Below are 18470 nucleotides of genomic sequence, written 5' to 3'. Positions count from 1 at the left end.
TTATGGCTTGTCGAAAAACGGCGTGACCTGAGCAACAATCACAGCGTTCTCTGCCAAGGCCCGATCCATCAATTCGATCTCTTCATCCGGGATGTCATGACCCTGTTCGCGACGTTCATCGAGCGTGCCGTACCCTGTTACATCAAGCGGGGCGGTATCGGCCTGCTTGAGGATCGCAACGGTTTCGCGCACCGCTTCGGCCTCATCGACGCCTGAGGCATAGCACATCAATGCCGCGCCGGTGCTCTTATCGGGCAAACCGTCGCCATCCTTGCGGCCAATCTCAACCAGCAGGGTGAACACCTGATGCTTGCGCTTTTTTGCGGGCTTATTGTCTTTGCTCATCGCTGATCACACCGTTCGAAATAAGAGGCATAGCCTTCGCGGATAATGGTAAGGCCCGGCGGGCTGGACATCAGCATCATGCGATACTCGTACTCCATGCCCTCGCCATTGCATTTCGCATCATAAAGCGTGGCTTCCATACCGCGCACGGCAACAGGATTGGTCAGGGTGCAGCGGTTCTCCACCCCCTCAAACATGTTGTCTCGCACGGAAATCGCTCCGCCATCTGCACCGACGCGCTGGCAATCCCAATGGTCGGCTCCTCCTTCGGGGAAGTAGAGCCCATCATATGGTCCGGCCAAGGCAGTGGTGGCCAACCCAAGGGCTAGCCACGCGGTGCAGAGTGAGGCGAAGCGTTTTGACATCAGTCACGCAGCAATTCGTTGATGCCGGTTTTCGAGCGGGTCCGCTCGTCCACGCGTTTCACGATCACAGCGCAATAGAGGTTAATGCCGTTTTTCGATGGCATGGAACCTGCGACAACCACCGAATAGGGGGGTACTTCGCCGTACATGATTTCGCCGGTTTCACGGTCAACGATTTTGGTCGACTGGCCGATGAACACGCCCATGCCTAGAACGGAGCCTTCGCGAACGATACAACCTTCGACCACTTCGGACCGCGCGCCGATAAAGCAGTTATCCTCGATGATGGTTGGGCCGGCCTGCATGGGTTCCAACACGCCACCAATACCAACGCCGCCCGAGAGGTGAACGTTTTTACCGATCTGGGCACAGCTACCGACGGTAGCCCATGTGTCGACCATTGTGCCTTCGTCAACATGCGCGCCGAGGTTAACAAAGGAGGGCATCAATACAACGCCGGGCGCGATGTAGGCCGATTTGCGCACAATCGCGTTAGGCACGGCGCGGAACCCCGCGGCTTTCCATTGGTTGTCGCCCCAGCCTTTGAATTTGCTGTCGACCTTGTCCCACCAGCCAGAGCCTTGTGGGCCACCGGATTGCTCTTCCATATCTTTGATGCGGAAGCCAAGAAGAACGGCCTTCTTGGCCCACTGATTGACGTGCCAGCTGCCGTCCGCTTGTTTTTCCGCAACGCGCAGCTCGCCGCTATCCAAAGCGTTCAACGTATCTTCGATGGCCTCGCGGGTTTCGCCGGTCGTTGCGGGCGTGATGGTGTCGCGTGCTTCCCACGCGGCTTCGATGGCGGTTTCAAGCTGTGCATTGGACATGGGGCACTCCGGTTGTCTGGTGTTTCATGCGTGATAGCCAAAGCGCGGCCTGCCGTCATCCCAAAGATTCACCCTTGTCTGATTTTCCGTAATCTCTGCGGGATCGCGCGCAGGGACAATCGCATCCGTCGCATCCAGATTGAACAGAGCGGGGCGGTGTTGCGACGCTCTCTGGAAACTTTGCGATCAACGCGTTAGCACTAACACTGTAACAAAGAAGGACTGGTACATGACAGACGACCGCCGCAGTAGGTTTCGCGACGCCCATACCGATTTGGATACTGCTGAGCATATTCCAGATACGCCTCAAACGCGGTCTCCGGCCTATCGGTTGGCCTTTGCGGACGAAGATTTTTTGTGTCGCGATGCGCTTCGGCCGGTCAGGTTGCAGCTAGAACTACTCAAACCAGAGCTGCTTTTGGATGAACAGGGGATTGATTCCACCATTGTCCTCTTTGGTGGCGCGCGTATTCCTGCTCCCGAGAACAAGGATACAGCCCGCACCAAGACCTTGGCCGACCTTTCGCATTTTTACGACGAAGCGCGCAAGTTTGCCCGCTTGATGACGCGCAAGTCCATTGCGTCCGGGAACCGAGACTATGTTGTGACCACGGGTGGCGGGCCCGGTGTGATGGAAGCCGGAAATCGCGGTGCCGAAGAAGAGGGTGGCGTGTCGATCGGGTTGAATATCGTCCTGCCGCATGAACAGGCCCCGAACCCCTATGTCACTCCGGAACTGGCCTTCAACTTTCACTACTTTGCCATACGCAAAATGCATTTCCTGATGCGGGCGCGGGCGATCTGCGTTTTTCCGGGTGGTTTTGGCACGTTGGATGAGATGTTTGAGGCGTTGACGCTCATTCAAACAGGGCGGATGCAGCGTGTGCCGTTCCTGCTCTTTGGTCGGGCGTTTTGGGAAAAGATCGTCAATTGGGATGCTTTGCAAGATGCAGGGACGATTAGCCCTGAGGACCTCGACCTATTCCGTTTTGTAGAGACGGGGGAAGAAGCGGCGGAGATCATCGAAAACTGGGATCCAGCCCCAGCTAGGAGCGATATTCCCGGGCGCTAAAGCAACCAGACCAGGTTCAGGCCGATCCGTCCTGAACCTGGTCTGTCTCAAGCCGGCGCTCAACCCAACGCGCAATGACCTCGCGAGCCGCCACTTCGTCGCGGCTTTCAATAGCATTTCGCAGTTCACGCAACGCGGTTGCGATTTCAAATTCCGAAAGATGGGTTTCCTGAGCCCGCAGAATTTTCGGATGCGGCGTCGTCAACATATCTGGTGAAATCAACAGCTCTTCATGGAGCTTTTCACCTTTGCGAAGACCTGTGATGGCGATCTCGATGTCGCCATTGGGGAATTCGGGCGATCTCACCGAGTACCCTGCCGCTTCGATCATTTGGCGGGCAAGTTTGCGGATTGGCACAGGCTTGCCCATATCCAAAACGAACACGTCGCCGCCGCGGGCAAACGACCCGGCCAACAAAACCAAGCGCGCAGCCTCGGAAATTGTCATGAAGTAACGGGTCACAGCGGGATCTGTCAGGGTGACGGGACCGCCACGCGCAATCTGTTCCTCGAACAACGGGATAACTGATCCGCTCGATCCCAACACATTGCCAAACCTCACCATGGAAAACTGGGTGGTTGATCGGCGTGTCGCAAGGTCTTGGATGACCAGCTCTGCCAAACGTTTTGATGCGCCCATTACATTTGTTGGGCGGACCGCTTTGTCGGACGAAACGAGAATAAACCGCTCAACCCCGGCTTCGCGCGCGGCGTCTGCAATGGTTTTGGTCCCCAGCACATTGTTGGTAAGCCCGGCAATTGGATTGCTTTCGACCAGTGGCAAATGTTTGTAAGCGGCGGCATGCAAAACCACTTCGATTTTGTGGTCGTCAAGAACGTCCTGAAGCAAAGCCGCGTTTTGGACAGATCCCAAAACCGGAACAACTTCAAACCCAGAGCTCAAATCACGAATTTCTTTGTCGATATTGTACAAAGCGAGTTCGGAATGATCGAGAAGAACAACACAGGCGGGCTTGCAAGCAATCAACTGGCGGCACAGTTCGGAGCCAATCGACCCCCCAGCTCCGGTGACAAGAATACGGCGATTGCTATACGCTTCGCTGACGCTTGGTAGTTCGTTTTCGAGCTGATTGCGGCCAAGCAGGTCGTCAATGGAAACTGCGGTCACACTCTTTTTTAGGGCACTATCACCGACAAGCGTCGCAAACGAAGGCAAGGCGTGAATCTCACACCCCATATGGCGGAGGCTTTGGGCGATCCGGGCCAATGCGGGTTGGTTCAAAGACGGCATGGCCAGAACGATGCGATCGATGGGCTTCTTTTTGGTCAACTCGGAAATATGCGACGGGGCGATGACACGGAGACCTGCGATCATACTGCTTTGCAAAGTCGGATTGTCATCAACGAACGCAACAGGGTTGATTGAATTGTCTTGGCGTAGGGCGGCGACCAATTGCTGGCCGGTTTGCCCGGCACCGTAAACCAAAACCCGCATTCGATCAGAGCCACGCCGGTAAATTTCCAGTGTGATTTGGCGCAAAACAATTCGCCAAGTCGCAGTGAAGACCAGAACGAGCAAGCTGAAAATAAAGCAAACGGCAGGTGGAACCGGGGCGGAGAAAACGACGCCAAGCGCGAAACACGCCACACCGAGGAAGATCGCCAACGGAACCGTTCGAATGATCCCGCGCATCTCGTAGGCATTAAGCTTGGTCTGAGGAAGACCCAACCGCCATTCAGCTGCGGCACCAAGCGCAATCAAGCAGATCAGTATCGGAAGAATTTGCGAGGCGTTTGCTGATCCAAAGGCGGATGGATCGGTTAGAACATAGGCGAACAGTAGAGCAGCTGGGATAACCAAAGCGTCAACAAAGGCAAATACCAGCGATTTCTGCTGACGCGACATGCTAGTCACGAGCTCAAAAAACATCGTCCCAGTCCTTAGGGCTTTGCCCAAGTATTGTTATTTTTGCCCGCTAGTTAGCCCGAATGGGGAAAAAATGCAACCAGTGGGTGTTTCTGCTTATTCCTAAGCCCTGAATAAGTTAAGGAACAGTTACAGGGCAAGGAGACACTTTTAACAGAGCTGAAAAGCGCCGATTTTTGTTCAAAACGTGCCATTTTGGGCAGTATGCCTGTTGCATAGCCGCAAAGGTGACCGTTTGCAGCAGATTAAGGCCTTTTCCAAAAGCCCACACTCGGATATTGAGCGCGAGCCGCGCCAAGGTGATCTTGGCGTGCGTATGTATCCTTAAGGAGGGCCAAATGGGCTATAGGGTCGTTGTCGTGGGTGCCACAGGGAATGTGGGCCGCGAAATGCTGAACATCCTCGCCGAACGGGAATTCCCCGTCGACGAAATCGCAGTGCTTGCATCGCGCAAATCACTGGGGACAGAGGTGACGTTTGGCGAAACGACGTTAAAGACCAAGGACCTGGCCACCTTTGACTTTACCGGTTGGGACATGGCGCTTTTCGCGGTTGGCTCTGCGGCGACCAAAGAATTTGCACCAATTGCGGCCAAGCAAGGCTGTGTCGTAATCGATAACAGCTCGCTCTATCGTTATGATCCGGACGTTCCGTTGATCGTACCAGAGTGCAATGCAGACGCTGTGATGGGCTATACCAAAAAGAACATCATCGCGAATCCCAACTGTTCGACTGCGCAGATGGTTGTGGCGCTCAAGCCGCTGCATGATCGTGCCAAGATCAAACGCGTTGTTGTGTCGACGTATCAGTCGGTGTCCGGATCGGGCAAAGAGGCGATGGAAGAGCTTTGGGAACAAACCAAGGCTGTTTACAATCCGGTGAACGAGGTTCCGGCCAAGGTTTATCCAAAAGAGATCGCGTTCAACGTCATTCCTCATATCGACGTCTTCATGGAAGATGGATCGACCAAGGAAGAATGGAAAATGGTTGCCGAAACCAAAAAGATTGTCGATCCGGCGATCAAGGTCACGGCAACTTGTGTGCGTGTTCCGGTTTTTGTAGGGCACTCGGAATCGATCAATATCGAGTTCGAAGAGTTTCTGGATGAAGATGAGGCGCGCGACATCCTGCGTGAAGCACCTGGAATCATGGTGATCGATAAGCGCGAAGATGGCGGCTATGTGACGCCCAAGGAATGCGTTGGTGACTTTGCCACATTCATCAGCCGAATCCGTCAGGACAGCACCATCGACAATGGTCTGAACCTGTGGTGCGTGTCCGATAACCTGCGCAAAGGCGCGGCATTGAACGCGGTACAGATTGCCGAAGTTCTTGGACAGAAAGCCTTGAAAAAGGGCTAAATCGTAGACAATCAATACTGGGGCCGGTGGATCGTTTCCGCCGGCCTTTTTGCTGCCTACTCAAATGGATAGGGTGGCCTGTTCCAAAGGGACCTTACCCTATGCTCAGAAGCACTGTGACAAAATCAAGGCGCGGGTTATAACAGTTTTACGGACAATATGGCGCGACCGTGACTTTGGTCTCTCACCCGGTAACGCCTACGTCGCCTAGCGCGACACACTTACGTTTTCGCACCGAACCCGGTGCTGGTATAACGACTGCGGTCCACTCTCTCCACTCTCTCAGACATGGACCGCAGTCGCTCTGGTTCGCCATGCTCGACTTATTGCTCTCACAAAATCCTAAACTTTGTCGCGTTTTCGCCCGGTTTTCCGAGAATACTTGGGAACAGGTGACAATAGATCACCAGCCGGAATCATACCGGCAGAGGCAGTAAAGGAGCAAAAAAGATGAGCATTTTAACACAAACAGCCCGCGCAAGACGACTTCGTGCCCTATGTGCATTGGCAGGTCCGCGTAGTGGTCGTCCGCTACGACCGTCACCATTCTCAACGCCGGTGCGCGGTGGCTGCAAGAGTTTGTTTGCCGCCTGACACGGTCTTGGACTGATCCTCGGTCCCGTCGATCATCGACTCACAATGCCAGCGGCGGATCGCCTGTGGGAAAGGGCGACCGAATTGTTCAACCAGCTTTGATTCGGACCAGCCCAACCTTTTTAAACCGCAAACCCGCTGGCGTGTGGCGGAATCAAATAGGGCTAACCCGTCGTGGGACACGCGACAGGACAAGCCGATCAGTTTCAGTCGGCCCTGAAGTTCGGGCCAACTGCGGGCCTTTTCAAAATGGCTAACTAGGCTTTGTCGAAAAGCATCGTCTAACCCCGTATCAACAACCCGCAAAGAGCGGGTGACATGGGACTGCAAAACCGTGGCTATCGCTTGCTCCAACGAGGGATCCCGTTTGAGCAGCGCATCCCATACCTGTTTTGGCAGCTTGAGGGTAACAGAACGCTTTTCCATTCTTCAAGGATGCTTCACGAAGGTTAAGAAGCCATTATCGATGATGCGGCAATCTGTCATCCCAGCCCTAATTTCGCCAAACTCCTTTGTCAGGCTGATCCTGTAGGCAAGGAGCATGATCCATGACACATCATAGTGAAAAGACCAAAAGCTGGGCTCAGGCGACCAACGGTTTGCCGGGACCAATTGACTGCGAGACTCAGGCGCTTTTGCGTTTGTTTTTGGGGCCGATCCTCGAAACAGCGCCCAATTGGAGCGAGATCGACACGCGGTTGTCCGAAAAGGGCTACGGCCTGTGTTTTCGAGAAGGGCGGCTAGTTATTCTCAACGAAAACGGAGAAGCCATATGTACAGGCCGTGGGCTTGGCATTCCTTTGGCAGAGATCGCAAACCGCATTGGCCGACCAAGCATTAAAATGCACCCTGACGGGCATTCTGGTGAGTTGGGCTAATTTCCAGAACTCCATCATGAGCAGCCTCTGTGGCCTGCACGACGCGATAGGAGAAACCTGACATACACCGGGGAAACGGGGAGACCCCATCCCCCGGAAACGTCTTTAGGTTACAGCGGGTTGAATTCCCCTGTCTTGGGGTCGTACCCTTCCAAACCGCCTTCGCCGATGTCGGTCCAAAGACCATGCAGGGACAAGTCATTGGCCGCCACGGCCTTTTGCACAAAGGGGAAGGTCATGAGGTTGTTCAAAGACACCAAGATGGATTCCTTTTCCAAAGCCCGAGCCTGATCTTCAGGGGCGATATCTTTGACCTGCTCGTAACCGGGCCGCAAAATATCCATCCAACGCCCAACAAAAGATGTCTTTTCCTCGAGCTGCGGGGCCTTGCCGCTGCACATGTCGAGACATCCCTGAACACCGCCACATTGCGAATGGCCCAAGACAATCACATGGGCAACCTTAAGTGCGGTGACCGCATACTCCAGCGCCGCCGATGTCCCGTGTTGCTTTCCGTCGGGTTGGTAAGGGGGGACAAGGTTGGCAATATTTCGATGTAGAAAAAATTCACCCTGATCCGCGCCAAAGAGTGATGTCGCATGGACACGAGAATCGCAGCAGCTGATCACCATGGCGCGCGGATGTTGCCCCTCGGCAAGTTTGCGAAACCAAGCGCTGTTGTCAGCGTATTCCGTCGCTTTCCAACCTTTGTAGCGTCTGACCAAATACTCGGGCAAAGGGTGCACATGTTCCATCCGAACCTCCATCTCGAAAGTGTTTCGACGTAACTAAAGAGGATTCGCCGGAAATTCGAGAGAAAAGACGCAGAAATAGGGTTTTAGGAATAACCTTTTGGGAACTCACATCTGCAAGATTGTTCCTGCCGTGGGGGCAGTAATAATGGGGTGAGATGTGAAAGAGGTAACGTACCTCGCGCCGATGGAACGGCCGAGCATGAATGCAGATCAAATCGAAACGCTTTGCGCAGATTTGGGGCCACATGCCGCCGAAGACGTCATTTGTCGCGCGATGGAAGAGCTGGCGCATAGGTTATGCGCTCTACAGGAAATGGCCGTGCATGGTCCGCGTGAGGATTTGCACAAAGGGCTGCGCGCGCTAAGCGCCATTGCAGATCAGATTGGCATGGTGGGCCTGTCTGATGTTGCTCGTGACGTGATCAATTGCCTAGAGCTGGGTGATTTGGTTGCCGAAGCCGCGACGCTAGCGCGTTTGGCCCGTATTGGAGAGCGGTCTTTGACCGCCATGTGGGATCACAATGACCTGCTAGGCTGATCCGCGCTTGACGGATTGGTGACGATCAATGTGGTTGGCCCCTTGCGGTTGGCCATAGGAAAGTTAGGCTGGGGCGTGCTTTGATTTAGGGACGCCCCATGCCACTCAAGTTTTCAGCCGCAACTGATGCGGCCCTGCCACTTCATGTTTTGTCTAGCGACGACCTTGAAAATTGGCTGTCTGACCAACCTGACACCGTTCAAACTTGGGTGAAATCCAGTGGGTTTTCTGGGGCTATTGGATCGGGCTTGATGATTCCCGGCGAGAATGGCGCGCCTGTTGCGGCCTTGGCTGGATATGGCTCTGCGGCGCAACGCAAGCGTCGTCGGTTTGTACTTGCCGCAGCTGTGCCAAACTTGGCCCCTGGGGTTTACCGCGTTGAAGGCGGTTTACCAGTAGATGATTTGCAAACAGAAACACTTGGTTGGTTGCTTCAATCCTATCGGTTTGAGCGATACAAATCACAATCCGGCAAGGCGCGAGATTTGCAGGCTCCGAAAGGGATTAATGCCAGAGCTATCGAGGTACAGGCCGAGGCCGAATCCCTGACACGTGATCTGATAAACACGCCTGCCGCTGATATGGGCCCCGACGCGTTAGAGGCCGCAGCACAAGACTTGGCAAAGCAGCACGGAGCAGCCATCAAAGTCACATCGGGTGACACATTATTGGCTCAAAACCTACCGATGATCCATGCGGTCGGGCGCGCTGCAGAACAGGCACCGCGCCTGATTGATATGCGTTGGGGCGATGCTGGGCCTCTTCTGACACTGGTCGGCAAAGGGGTTTGCTTTGACACCGGTGGGTTGAATCTCAAGCCCGGTGCCTCGATGGGCCTAATGAAAAAAGACATGGGCGGCGCGGCGAATGTTCTTGGGCTGGCGCATATGATCATGCAATCGGGGCTGGCCGTCCAATTGCGTGTTCTTATCCCGGCGGTTGAAAACGCCGTCGCTGGCAATAGTTTTCGCCCCGGTGATGTTCTGACATCGCGCAAAGGGTTGACGGTTGAGATCAACAACACCGATGCCGAAGGGCGTTTGGTGTTGGCCGACGCTTTGTCTTTGGGTGACGAAGAGAAACCCGATCTAATGATATCCATAGCAACCCTGACCGGCGCGGCGCGTGTTGCCGTTGGCCCGGATTTGGCCCCGTTTTATTGTGACGATGATACGCTTGCCTTGGAGCTGGCCGGACAGGGAACTGGCGCGGCGGACCCCTTGTGGCGCATGCCGTTTTGGGACCCCTATGAGGCGATGATCGAACCCGGCATTGCCGACCTCGACAATGCGCCGGCGGGCGGTTTCGCAGGAAGCATCACCGCCGCTCTTTTCCTGCGTCGGTTCGTGGATCAGGCGCAGAACTATGTGCATTTTGACATTTACGGATGGCAGCCAAAACCCGAACCGGGTCGGAGCAAAGGTGGCCTTGGTCAAGGCAGCCGCGCCATTTTCGCCGCTTTGCCCAAGGCTTTGGGGCTGTGATGGATCGCCGCCTAACCCCGAGCAACGGCCGCGTCGCGCATGTGTCTTTGCGCGGCAAGGTTGAGGCCGACAAGTTCGTTGACGGGGAGCGACATCGTGTCCAAAGCGATGTCGCGGATTTGTTGTCAGCGAAAGGCAACCGTGACCGCCAATTATTGCGTGGTGAAACGTTTACAGTTCTGGATTCCGAAGGCTCCAAGGTTTTTGGGTTTGCAGAGCGGGACAGCTATGTCGGCTGGCTACAAGCCGCTGATTTGAGTGCTGCGCCGAATTCTTGCCCGACACACAAGGTCTGTGTTGCGCGAAGCTATGGGAAATCGACGCCGGGTTTGAAATCAATGGGTGCGGTTGCGCCTCTGCCTTTTGGGGTGGCATTTACCGTTACCGATCAATCGGATGGATGGGCGAAGGTTGCGGTTTCTCAGGGGCTCATTCCTCGAGATGCGTTTGTCCCGGCCAACCACCTGTGCGTTGTGGATCACCAGTTTGCCGACCCTGTCCAAGTTGCTCAGCTATTTCTCGGAACACCCTACCTTTGGGGCGGGAACTCATCCTTTGGCATAGATTGCTCGGGCCTTGTTCAGGCGGCTTTACTGGCATGTGGTCTCCCGTGTCCTGGCGACAGTGACCTGCAGGAGAGTGCTTTGGGTAAAACGGTTGCACCGGGAACCGCCGCAAAGCGCGGGGATTTGTTCTTTTGGAAGGGGCATGTGGCGATAGCTGTAGACAGTGAGACGCTTATCCATGCCAATGCCCACCATATGGCCGTGGCCTATGAGCCGATCCAAGATGCAATTTCACGCATAGCTGAGCAAGGTGATGGCCCGGTCACACGTCATGCCCGGATTAATCAGTAAGCAACAGAGCGGCACGCGCGACCAAATTCCTTGCAAGGAATTTGCAAATCTTTTGAGAAAAGATTTAGGCTTGCCTCACCGTCAAAGCCTGCAATCATAGGTGTGTTCAGACAAAAGGTGCCCCATGACATCCGATCCGTTTTTCCACCCGATCTCGGGGTTTGATTTGCCGCGCTTTGCGGGGGTGCCGACATTTATGCGCCTACCTCATGTCGCCCCCGATCACCCACGCTTTGGTGACGTCGATGTTGGCTTGGTCGGCGTACCTTGGGACAGTGGCACAACCAATCGACCCGGTCCACGGCACGGCCCGCGTCAACTTCGCGATGCCTCAACCATGATCCGTGCCCAGCACTCGGTGTCAGGGATGCGCCCGTTCGAGATGGTGAATTGCGCCGATCTTGGGGATGTCGGGCCAAATCCGGCGGATATTCAGGATAGCATGGCGCGGATCACAGCGTTTTATGATCAACTGGTCGGCAATGGCATCCGGCCTCTGACGGCCGGTGGGGATCATCTGACCTCGCTTCCCGTTTTGCGCGCTTTGGCCAAAGATGGTCCCTTGGGCATGGTGCATTTTGACAGCCACACCGACCTGTTCCATTCCTATTTTGGCGGAACGATGTATACACACGGCACGCCGTTTCGCCGGGCCGTTGAAGAGGGTCTTTTGGACCCGAAACGTATCGTACAAATCGGCATTCGTGGCACGATGTATGATAGTGAAGATCGCGATTTCGCCGCCGCCAATGGTATTCGTATCATTACGATCGAAGAGTTTTTTGCCCGTGGCATTCCCGATGTGATGGCCGAAGCGCGTGACATCGTTGGGCAAAACCCGACCTACGTTAGCTACGATATTGATTTCGTTGATCCAACTTTTGCGCCCGGAACGGGAACACCCGAAGTCGGTGGCCCGAATAGTTTTCAGGCGCTGCAAGTGTGCCGCGAGCTTTATGGTTTGAACATTGTCGGGGCCGATATGGTCGAGGTGTCGCCGCCCTTTGATGAAGGCGGCGGAACCGCGTTCTTGGGCGTTTCTGTCATGTTTGAACTACTTTGCGCGATGCTGTCGCGCTGATTACTTCACCGCGCGGATGAGTTTGCGCTCAAGAACGCGCAGCACAGTTTTTAGGTCATGGCCACGTTTCAACACCTGTCCGTCGGCACTGAAAATCGCATATTCACCTTGTTTGTTGCGCAGCTTTGGCCGCTTTTCGATGCGATAAAGCGGATGTTCGGCGGTGCGTTGGAACACAGAGAAAACGGCGACGTCGCGCAATGTCGATATGCCATAGTCCCGCCATTCGCCAGCGGCGACCATGCGACCATAAAGGGACATGATCACCCCCAATTCGGGGCGTTGAAAGGCGACGACCTCGTTGCTTTTGGGGCCGCCAGGAAAAGGTGTCAGACTGTTCATACCTCAAGGTTGCGTTGTTTTGCGTTAGGATCAAGTGAATTACGCCTGACCAAATCGTTTTGCGAGGGCGGGCGTGGCATTGGGCATGGCGGGCATATCCCCTTGGGCAAGGTCGAGCCATTGTTCAGCCATAGGGGTCAAACGCGCATAGGCGTCGGCCACGGCGCGGTGAATGTCATGGGGGGCAAAATCCGCTGGGGTTAGCTCGGCGGGGACTTCGGGATGACGCAAAACCAAACGTCGCCAGCGATGGATAAGCAAGGTGCGCGCGGCGGCGGCGTCTATCGGATCTGGGTCAAGTCCTGCAAGGGTCGCGAGGTCATCGGCAAGCTTACCAAGCGCGGCCACATGATCGGATGCCAAGGCGTTCCAGATGTCATCGGCGCTGTTTTTGGACAGGCTGCCGGTGATTTGGAAACCGGATGTTGTGACTTTGGACGGTGAAAGCCAACCGCCCGCAACCCGGAGCGCGCCGGCAACTTCTTGCGTCGAAAAGGTCCAGTCCGCAACGGGGCCATTGCGCGGTGCCGCATAGATGCGGGCCGTTGCGGGGCCGAACTGCGTGGTGCCTGATGGGGTTAGAGCGTAACTGCTTGTGCGTCCGGATTTGCGGCCCTCGACCCAGCCGTCACGCGACAATCGCGATAGCGACGTGCGTAGCGCCCCGGATTCAATGCCAACCCGGCCTAGCAACCGGTTCAAACGCACCGCAGGAACCCGCCCGCCGCGCAGCTGAACGCTATCGCCAAAAACGGTAATGACAAGCGACCAAACACGGGGTCGCCCGTCGGAATGTAGGTTGTCGATCAGGGGTTGAAGCGGATCCATACCCCTGAGTCTAAAGGCTTGTTGCCCATGTGCAACCGCGTTAGCGCTCGTATGAGACCATGGTGAGCAATTCATACTGCGCCACCTGCTCCGTGTCCTGATTGAACAGGGTGACATTCCACGCCACTTCGCCATAGTCGTCGGTGCGTTGGGTCTTGCGCTTGGCAGTTAGGCGCACATGAACCGTGTCTCCGGGGCTTACCGGTTTTTGGAAACTCAGGCTGTTGAGCCCAGTATTAGCCAAAACTGGGCCGGGGTCGGGTTGTACAAATAGACCGGCGGCAAAGCTAAGCAGCAGGTATCCATGCGCAACGCGACCGGGAAAGAACGGGTTGGCCTTGGCCGCATCGTCATCCATATGCGCGTAGAACGTATCACCGGTGAAATGGGCGAATTTTTCGATATCGGACAAGGTGACTTCGCGTGGATCGGTGACAATGGTTTCACCAATCTCAATCTCGCGAAAGGTGCGTTGGAACGGATGATCGGGGCCAGTTTTCTGCTTGGACCCCGGCACCCATTGGCCGGTGATCGCGGTCAAAACATCCGGGCCACCTTGGATCGCGGTGCGCTGCATATAATGCAAAACGCCGCGTACCCCGCCAAGCTCTTCGCCGCCTCCGGCACGGCCGGGGCCACCATGGACAAGATGGGGAAGCGGAGAGCCGTGGCCGGTGCCTTCGCCCATGCTGTCGCGGTCACTGATGTACAAGCGGCCATGCCATGCGGCGCTGCATAGGGTCACGTCGCGTGCAACCTGTGGGTCATGCGTGATGAGCGACGCAACAAGAGAGCCTTGGCCACGATTGGCGAGTTCCGCTGCATGGGCTGTGTCACGATAAGGCAGCAGCGTCGACACCGGGCCAAAGGCCTCGATCGCATGGATATTTTGCGCACCGTCCGGATCGGCGCAACGGAATAACATCGGGGCAAGGAAGCCGGGGCCATCGGGTACGTCAAAGGCGTTTTGGTCAAGTACTTGCTCGGCCTCGGTGCCAATCATCGCCGCTTTTTCAAGCACATCTGCCCGTTGCCCGCCGGAAACCAATGCACCCATACGCGCATCACCCGCCGGGTCACCAATGGTGATTTTCTTGAGCCGTTCAGACAGGGCTTCGGTGACGGCATCCATCTGACCTTCGGGAACAATCATCCGACGAATAGCGGTACATTTTTGCCCGGCCTTGGTGGTCATCTCCGATGCGGCTTGCTTGATGAACAAGTCAAACTCGGGTGTTCCGGCAACGGCATCAGGGCCAAGAATCGAGGCGTTAAGGCTGTCTTGTTCCGCCGTAAAGCGGGTAGAATTGCGCATGATGTTGGGATTGCTGCGCAGTTTGAGCGCTGTATCAGCCGAACCGGTAAAGGCCACCACGTCCTGTGGGCCAAGACGATCCAGAAGATCGCCGGTGCCACCAACGATGAGCTGCAACGCGCCGTCTGGCAAAATGCCCGAATCGACGATCATCCGCACACAGGCCTCGGTTAGAAAACAGGTCTGGGTCGCGGGTTTCACGATAGCGGGCACGCCAGCCAACAGAGTCGGTGCCAGCTTTTCCAACATCCCCCATACCGGAAAATTGAAGGCGTTGATATGTACCGCAACCCCTTGTAATGGCGTTGCAATATGCTGGGCCAAAAAGGTGCCTTTACGCGAAATCTGTTCGATATCGCCATCAACATAGACATGCCCATCTGGCATTTCGCGTCGACCTTTTGAGGCGATAACCATCATGGTGATGATACCGCCATCAATGTCGATGCCGCCATCCTTGCGCGTCGCTCCAGTCAGCGGGTTGATCGCATAGAGCTCTTCTTTGCGACCATCGAGGTAGACCGCCAGAGCTTTGAGCATTTTGGCGCGCTGATGGAAGGTCATTGCACGCAATGCTGGGCCGCCAACCTGCGTGGCGTGGGTGATCATCGCTCCAAAATCCAAGTCGCTGCCGCCGGCGCGGGCTATTGCCGCACCGTTGACTGGGCTGATGATGTTTTTGGCCGATGCGCCGGGGGTGATCCAGCGCCCATAGGCATAGCTATTTGGTTCCAGCATTCTGTGTCCTCCGCAATTGGCCTTATCCGGGGCCGTGTTGCGGTGCACCATGGTCCAAACAAAAACAGAAATCAACATACTTGACCGCGCGGTCGGCTTTGTGCATCGTGGCGACAGGAGGACATCATGACACCACAAGAGCGCGCCGAGCGGTCCGCCGAGGCCATGTGGGCCACGGATACGGCCAGTCAAAACCTTGGGATGCGGATCGACGAGGTCGGCCCGGGACGGGCGGTGTTGTCGATGATTGTTCGACCCGAATTTTTGAACGGTCATGGTTCGTGCCATGGCGGGTTCATCTTTACGCTGGCCGATAGCGCCTTTGCTTTTGCCTGCAATAGCTACAATGAAGTCACGGTCGGGCAGGAATGTCAGGTGACCTATCTCTTGCCGGGCAAGGCCGGTGAGAGGCTGACCGCGACGGCGATCGAACAGGCCAAACCGGGTCGTTCGGGCGTTTACGATGTCGCGGTCACGGGCGAGGATGGTCGCAAGGTGGCATTGATGCGGGGTTTGTCCCGCACCGTCAAAGGAAATCACTTTCAGGAGAATTTAGATGCGTGAAGCATGGCTTTGTCAGGGCAGCAGAACACCAATTGGCCGCTATGGTGGGGCTTTGTCTTCGGTGCGTCCGGATGATTTATTGGCTGGTGTGATGCGCGCCGTGGTGCCCGAAGGTCTGCCGATTGATGAGGTCATCATGGGCTGCGCCAACCAAGCGGGCGAAGACAACCGCAACGTGGCGCGTATGTCGGCATTGCTGGCCGGATTGGGCGAAGATGTTCCGGGTGTCACCGTCAATCGGCTCTGTGGATCGGGCCTTGATGCGGTGATGATGGCGGCACGGGCGGTCAAATGCGGCGAGGCCGAGGTGGTTTTGGCGGGGGGCGTCGAAAGCATGTCGCGCGCGCCTTTTGTCCAAGGCAAAGCCACCAGCGCCTTCTCCCGTCAGGCTGAAATCTATGACACAACTATCGGATGGCGGTTCGTCAACAGGCAGATGAAGGCGCAATACGGCGTCGATTCCATGCCGGAAACCGCCGAGAATGTCGCCGAAGACTTCAACATTTCACGGGCTGATCAGGACGCATTTGCCTATCGCTCGCAAGAAAAAGCAGCGGCGGCAATAGACTCGGGGCGTTTGGCGCGGGAAATCACTCCGGTGAGCATTCCCCAGCGCAAAGGTGACCCTATTGTTGTGGATACGGATGAGCATCCGCGCCTGACATCTTTGGAAAAACTGGCCAGCTTGCGCGCCCCGTTTCGCGACGGCGGTAGTGTGACGGCGGGCAATGCCTCGGGTGTGAATGATGGCGCGGCCGCCTTGATTATCGCCTCGCCAGAAGCGGCAGAGAAACATGGGCTAACGCCGGTTGCCCGGATTCTGGGCGGTGCGACGGCGGGGTTGGCGCCACGGATCATGGGCTTTGGCCCGGCACCAGCCTCGAAAAAGCTGTTGGATCGCTTGGGTTTGAATATCGGCCAGATGGACACAATTGAGCTCAACGAAGCCTTTGCATCGCAGGGCCTGGCCGTCATGCGAGACCTTGGGCTGGCGGATGACGCGGCGCATGTGAATCCGAACGGCGGCGCGATTGCGCTGGGCCATCCCTTGGGGATGTCGGGTGCGCGCTTGGCGCTGACGGCGGGCCATACGTTGCAAGAAACCGGCGGGAAATATGCGCTCTGCACCATGTGTATTGGTGTGGGGCAGGGGATTGCTTTGGTGATGGAACGCCTGAGTTAAACCTGAGCTAAAGACATATCGGCAAGTCGGAGGAGGACGCGCCATGGAGGATCTCACCCCTCGCAAAGAGGATCTGGACCCGATTGAAATCGCTTCGCGCGATGAAATTTCTGCGCTGCAGTTGGAGCGGATGAAATGGTCGGTGCGGCACGCCTATGAGAATGTACCGCATTATAAGAAGGCGTTTGACGATGCCGGTGTGCATCCGGATGATCTCAAAACGCTTTCGGATTTGGCCAAGTTTCCGTTCACCGTAAAAGGCGATCTGCGGGCGAATTACCCATTTGGGATGTTTGCCGTGCCGCGCGAACAGGTGATCCGCGTGCATGCGTCTTCGGGCACGACGGGGCAGCCGACGGTTGTGGGCTATACCCGCGATGACCTTGATATGTGGGGGTCGGTTGTGGCGCGTTGTTTGCGGGCCTCGGGCCTGCGCCCCGGTGATGTTTTGCACAATGCCTATGGATATGGTTTGTTTACCGGAGGTCTTGGTGTCCATGGCGGGGCCGAGAAACTTGGCCTAACAACGGTGCCAATTTCGGGTGGAATGACCCAACGCCAAGTTCGATTGATCGAGGATTTCGGTGCAACCGGTATGACGGTCACGCCATCCTATGCGCTTTCGATCATTGATGAATATGCCGCGCAGGGGTTGGACCCACGCAAAAGCCCGCTCAAGGTTGGGATTTTTGGGGCGGAACCTTGGACCAACGCAATGCGTCTTGAGATCGAAGAGGCCTTTGATATGCACGCGGTGGATATTTATGGGCTGTCTGAAGTCATCGGCCCCGGTGTCGCCAATGAATGTGTGGAAACCAAAGATGGTCTGCATATTTGGGAGGATCATTTCTATCCTGAGATCATCAACCCGGAGACCGGTGAGGTGGTAGAAGATGGCGAAATGGGCGAGTTGGTCTTTACGTCTTTGACGAAACAAGCGTTTCCAATCATCCGCTACCGGACCCGCGATTTGACACGGCTTTTGCCGGGAACTGCGCGGTCAATGCGGCGGATGGAAAAGGTGACCGGCCGCAGTGATGACATGATCATTTTGCGCGGCGTCAACGTCTTCCCGACCCAGATTGAAGAACAATTGATGACCGTTGCCTCGCTTGCTCCGCACTTCCAGCTTGAGCTGAACCGAGTGGGGCACAAGGATGAGATGCGGGTCAAAGTTGAGACGCTACCTGATACGGTGGAACTTGGTGATATGGCCGGTAAAGAGCTGGCGGCCAAGGTCAAACAGGTGGTTGGTATATCGGTCAAGGTTGACGTGGATTCGCCCGGTGGCGTGGCACGTAGCCAAGGCAAAGCGGTGCGGATTGTCGACAATCGGCCCAAGGATTGATGGGACGGGGTGACGCTGGCTCGCGTGCGAGCGCCGCCCCACCCACCGTCCCATCAAGCGCTTTTCAAATTGGGGTGCGCTGGGTAGAGACCGACCCGCCAACAGAG

General features: G+C 56.0%; 19 protein-coding genes. 10 read left to right on the top strand and 9 right to left on the bottom strand.

The features are described from left to right. The 3 genes from Q1A43_RS12880 to dapD are packed head-to-tail and all read right to left on the bottom strand — an operon-like array spanning position 1 to position 1537. Positions 1-345: a hypothetical protein gene (locus Q1A43_RS12880; RefSeq protein WP_299935748.1), complete on the bottom strand. Its 345-nt coding sequence runs from the start codon at positions 343-345 to the stop codon at positions 1-3. After that, complete coding sequence (locus Q1A43_RS12875; RefSeq protein ID WP_299935746.1) at positions 342-710, bottom strand: hypothetical protein; 369 nt, start codon at positions 708-710, stop codon at positions 342-344. Before Q1A43_RS12875 ends, Q1A43_RS12880 begins: the two co-directional genes overlap by 4 nt. Next, a complete protein-coding gene (dapD, locus tag Q1A43_RS12870; protein WP_299926632.1) occupies positions 710-1537 on the bottom strand; it encodes a 2,3,4,5-tetrahydropyridine-2,6-dicarboxylate N-succinyltransferase in 828 nt (275 codons plus the stop codon). The genes Q1A43_RS12875 and dapD overlap by 1 nt, the downstream gene beginning before the upstream one ends. Before the next feature lie 229 nt (positions 1538-1766). Between dapD and Q1A43_RS12865 the strand changes: the two genes are divergently transcribed. Continuing rightward, complete coding sequence (locus Q1A43_RS12865) at positions 1767-2609, top strand: TIGR00730 family Rossman fold protein (RefSeq protein WP_299926629.1); 843 nt, start codon at positions 1767-1769, stop codon at positions 2607-2609. A 16-nt stretch (positions 2610-2625) separates the two neighbouring features. On the opposite strand, the gene Q1A43_RS12860 is transcribed toward Q1A43_RS12865, so the two are convergent. Further along, positions 2626-4500: a nucleoside-diphosphate sugar epimerase/dehydratase gene (locus tag Q1A43_RS12860; RefSeq protein WP_299935744.1), complete on the bottom strand. Its 1875-nt coding sequence runs from the start codon at positions 4498-4500 to the stop codon at positions 2626-2628. 335 nt (positions 4501-4835) lie between these two features. Here Q1A43_RS12860 and Q1A43_RS12855 point away from each other — a divergent pair, with 335 nt between their 5' ends. Further along, positions 4836-5858: an aspartate-semialdehyde dehydrogenase gene (locus tag Q1A43_RS12855; protein ID WP_299926624.1), complete on the top strand. Its 1023-nt coding sequence runs from the start codon at positions 4836-4838 to the stop codon at positions 5856-5858. A 549-nt stretch (positions 5859-6407) separates the two neighbouring features. Here Q1A43_RS12855 and Q1A43_RS12850 read toward each other — a convergent pair. Then, on the bottom strand, positions 6408-6878 hold the full coding sequence (locus Q1A43_RS12850) for a hypothetical protein (RefSeq protein WP_299935741.1): 471 nt from the start codon (positions 6876-6878) through the stop codon (positions 6408-6410). A 122-nt stretch (positions 6879-7000) separates the two neighbouring features. On the opposite strand from Q1A43_RS12850, the gene Q1A43_RS12845 reads away from it, so the two are divergent. Next, on the top strand, positions 7001-7330 hold the full coding sequence (locus Q1A43_RS12845) for a hypothetical protein (protein WP_299926618.1): 330 nt from the start codon (positions 7001-7003) through the stop codon (positions 7328-7330). A 110-nt stretch (positions 7331-7440) separates the two neighbouring features. Here Q1A43_RS12845 and Q1A43_RS12840 read toward each other — a convergent pair whose 3' ends face one another. Then, positions 7441-8085, bottom strand: coding sequence for a carbonic anhydrase (locus tag Q1A43_RS12840; RefSeq protein WP_299926615.1), 645 nt, complete (start codon positions 8083-8085; stop codon positions 7441-7443). 157 nt (positions 8086-8242) lie between these two features. Between Q1A43_RS12840 and Q1A43_RS12835 the strand changes: the two genes are divergently transcribed. The 4 genes from Q1A43_RS12835 to speB all read left to right on the top strand — a co-directional run bounded on the left by Q1A43_RS12835 (position 8243) and on the right by speB (position 12045). Then, the gene (locus Q1A43_RS12835; RefSeq protein WP_299926612.1) at positions 8243-8623 is read left to right on the top strand and encodes a hypothetical protein; all 381 of its coding nucleotides are present in this window, start codon (positions 8243-8245) and stop codon (positions 8621-8623) included. Between the two features lie 98 nt (positions 8624-8721). Then, positions 8722-10107: a M17 family metallopeptidase gene (locus tag Q1A43_RS12830; RefSeq protein ID WP_299935739.1), complete on the top strand. Its 1386-nt coding sequence runs from the start codon at positions 8722-8724 to the stop codon at positions 10105-10107. Next, on the top strand, positions 10107-10964 hold the full coding sequence (locus Q1A43_RS12825; RefSeq protein WP_366944265.1) for a C40 family peptidase: 858 nt from the start codon (positions 10107-10109) through the stop codon (positions 10962-10964). The genes Q1A43_RS12830 and Q1A43_RS12825 overlap by 1 nt, the downstream gene beginning before the upstream one ends. Before the next feature lie 124 nt (positions 10965-11088). Next, a complete protein-coding gene (gene speB / locus Q1A43_RS12820) occupies positions 11089-12045 on the top strand; it encodes an agmatinase (protein WP_299935735.1) in 957 nt (318 codons plus the stop codon). On the opposite strand, the gene Q1A43_RS12815 is transcribed toward speB, so the two are convergent. Genes Q1A43_RS12815 through paaZ form a run of 3 tightly spaced genes read right to left on the bottom strand, consistent with a single transcriptional unit; the run spans position 12046 to position 15268 of the window. Further along, entirely contained in the window at positions 12046-12387 is a 342-nt protein-coding gene (locus Q1A43_RS12815; protein WP_299926600.1) for a DUF2794 domain-containing protein, read from the bottom strand. A gap of 39 nt (positions 12388-12426) precedes the next feature. Next, entirely contained in the window at positions 12427-13215 is a 789-nt protein-coding gene (locus Q1A43_RS12810) for a PaaX family transcriptional regulator C-terminal domain-containing protein (RefSeq protein WP_299935732.1), read from the bottom strand. A 40-nt stretch (positions 13216-13255) separates the two neighbouring features. Beyond that, on the bottom strand, positions 13256-15268 hold the full coding sequence (gene paaZ / locus Q1A43_RS12805) for a phenylacetic acid degradation bifunctional protein PaaZ (protein ID WP_299935730.1): 2013 nt from the start codon (positions 15266-15268) through the stop codon (positions 13256-13258). 126 nt (positions 15269-15394) lie between these two features. On the opposite strand from paaZ, the gene paaI reads away from it, so the two are divergent. From paaI to paaK, 3 genes are read left to right on the top strand one after another with little or no spacing between them, the layout of a single operon-like run. Beyond that, entirely contained in the window at positions 15395-15832 is a 438-nt protein-coding gene (paaI, locus tag Q1A43_RS12800; protein ID WP_299935728.1) for a hydroxyphenylacetyl-CoA thioesterase PaaI, read from the top strand. After that, positions 15825-17015, top strand: coding sequence for a 3-oxoadipyl-CoA thiolase (gene pcaF, locus Q1A43_RS12795; RefSeq protein WP_299935725.1), 1191 nt, complete (start codon positions 15825-15827; stop codon positions 17013-17015). The genes paaI and pcaF overlap by 8 nt, the downstream gene beginning before the upstream one ends. 43 nt (positions 17016-17058) lie before the next feature. Then, positions 17059-18363, top strand: coding sequence for a phenylacetate--CoA ligase PaaK (gene paaK, locus Q1A43_RS12790; protein WP_299935722.1), 1305 nt, complete (start codon positions 17059-17061; stop codon positions 18361-18363). Positions 18364-18470: the final 107 nt, after the last annotated feature.

Origin of the sequence: uncultured Pelagimonas sp. (assembly GCF_947498515.1) — a bacterium.
Lineage (GTDB): Bacteria > Pseudomonadota > Alphaproteobacteria > Rhodobacterales > Rhodobacteraceae > Pelagimonas.
The sequence above is the reverse complement of the archived record's forward strand: the minus strand, read 5'-3'. Positions and strand labels throughout refer to the sequence as shown.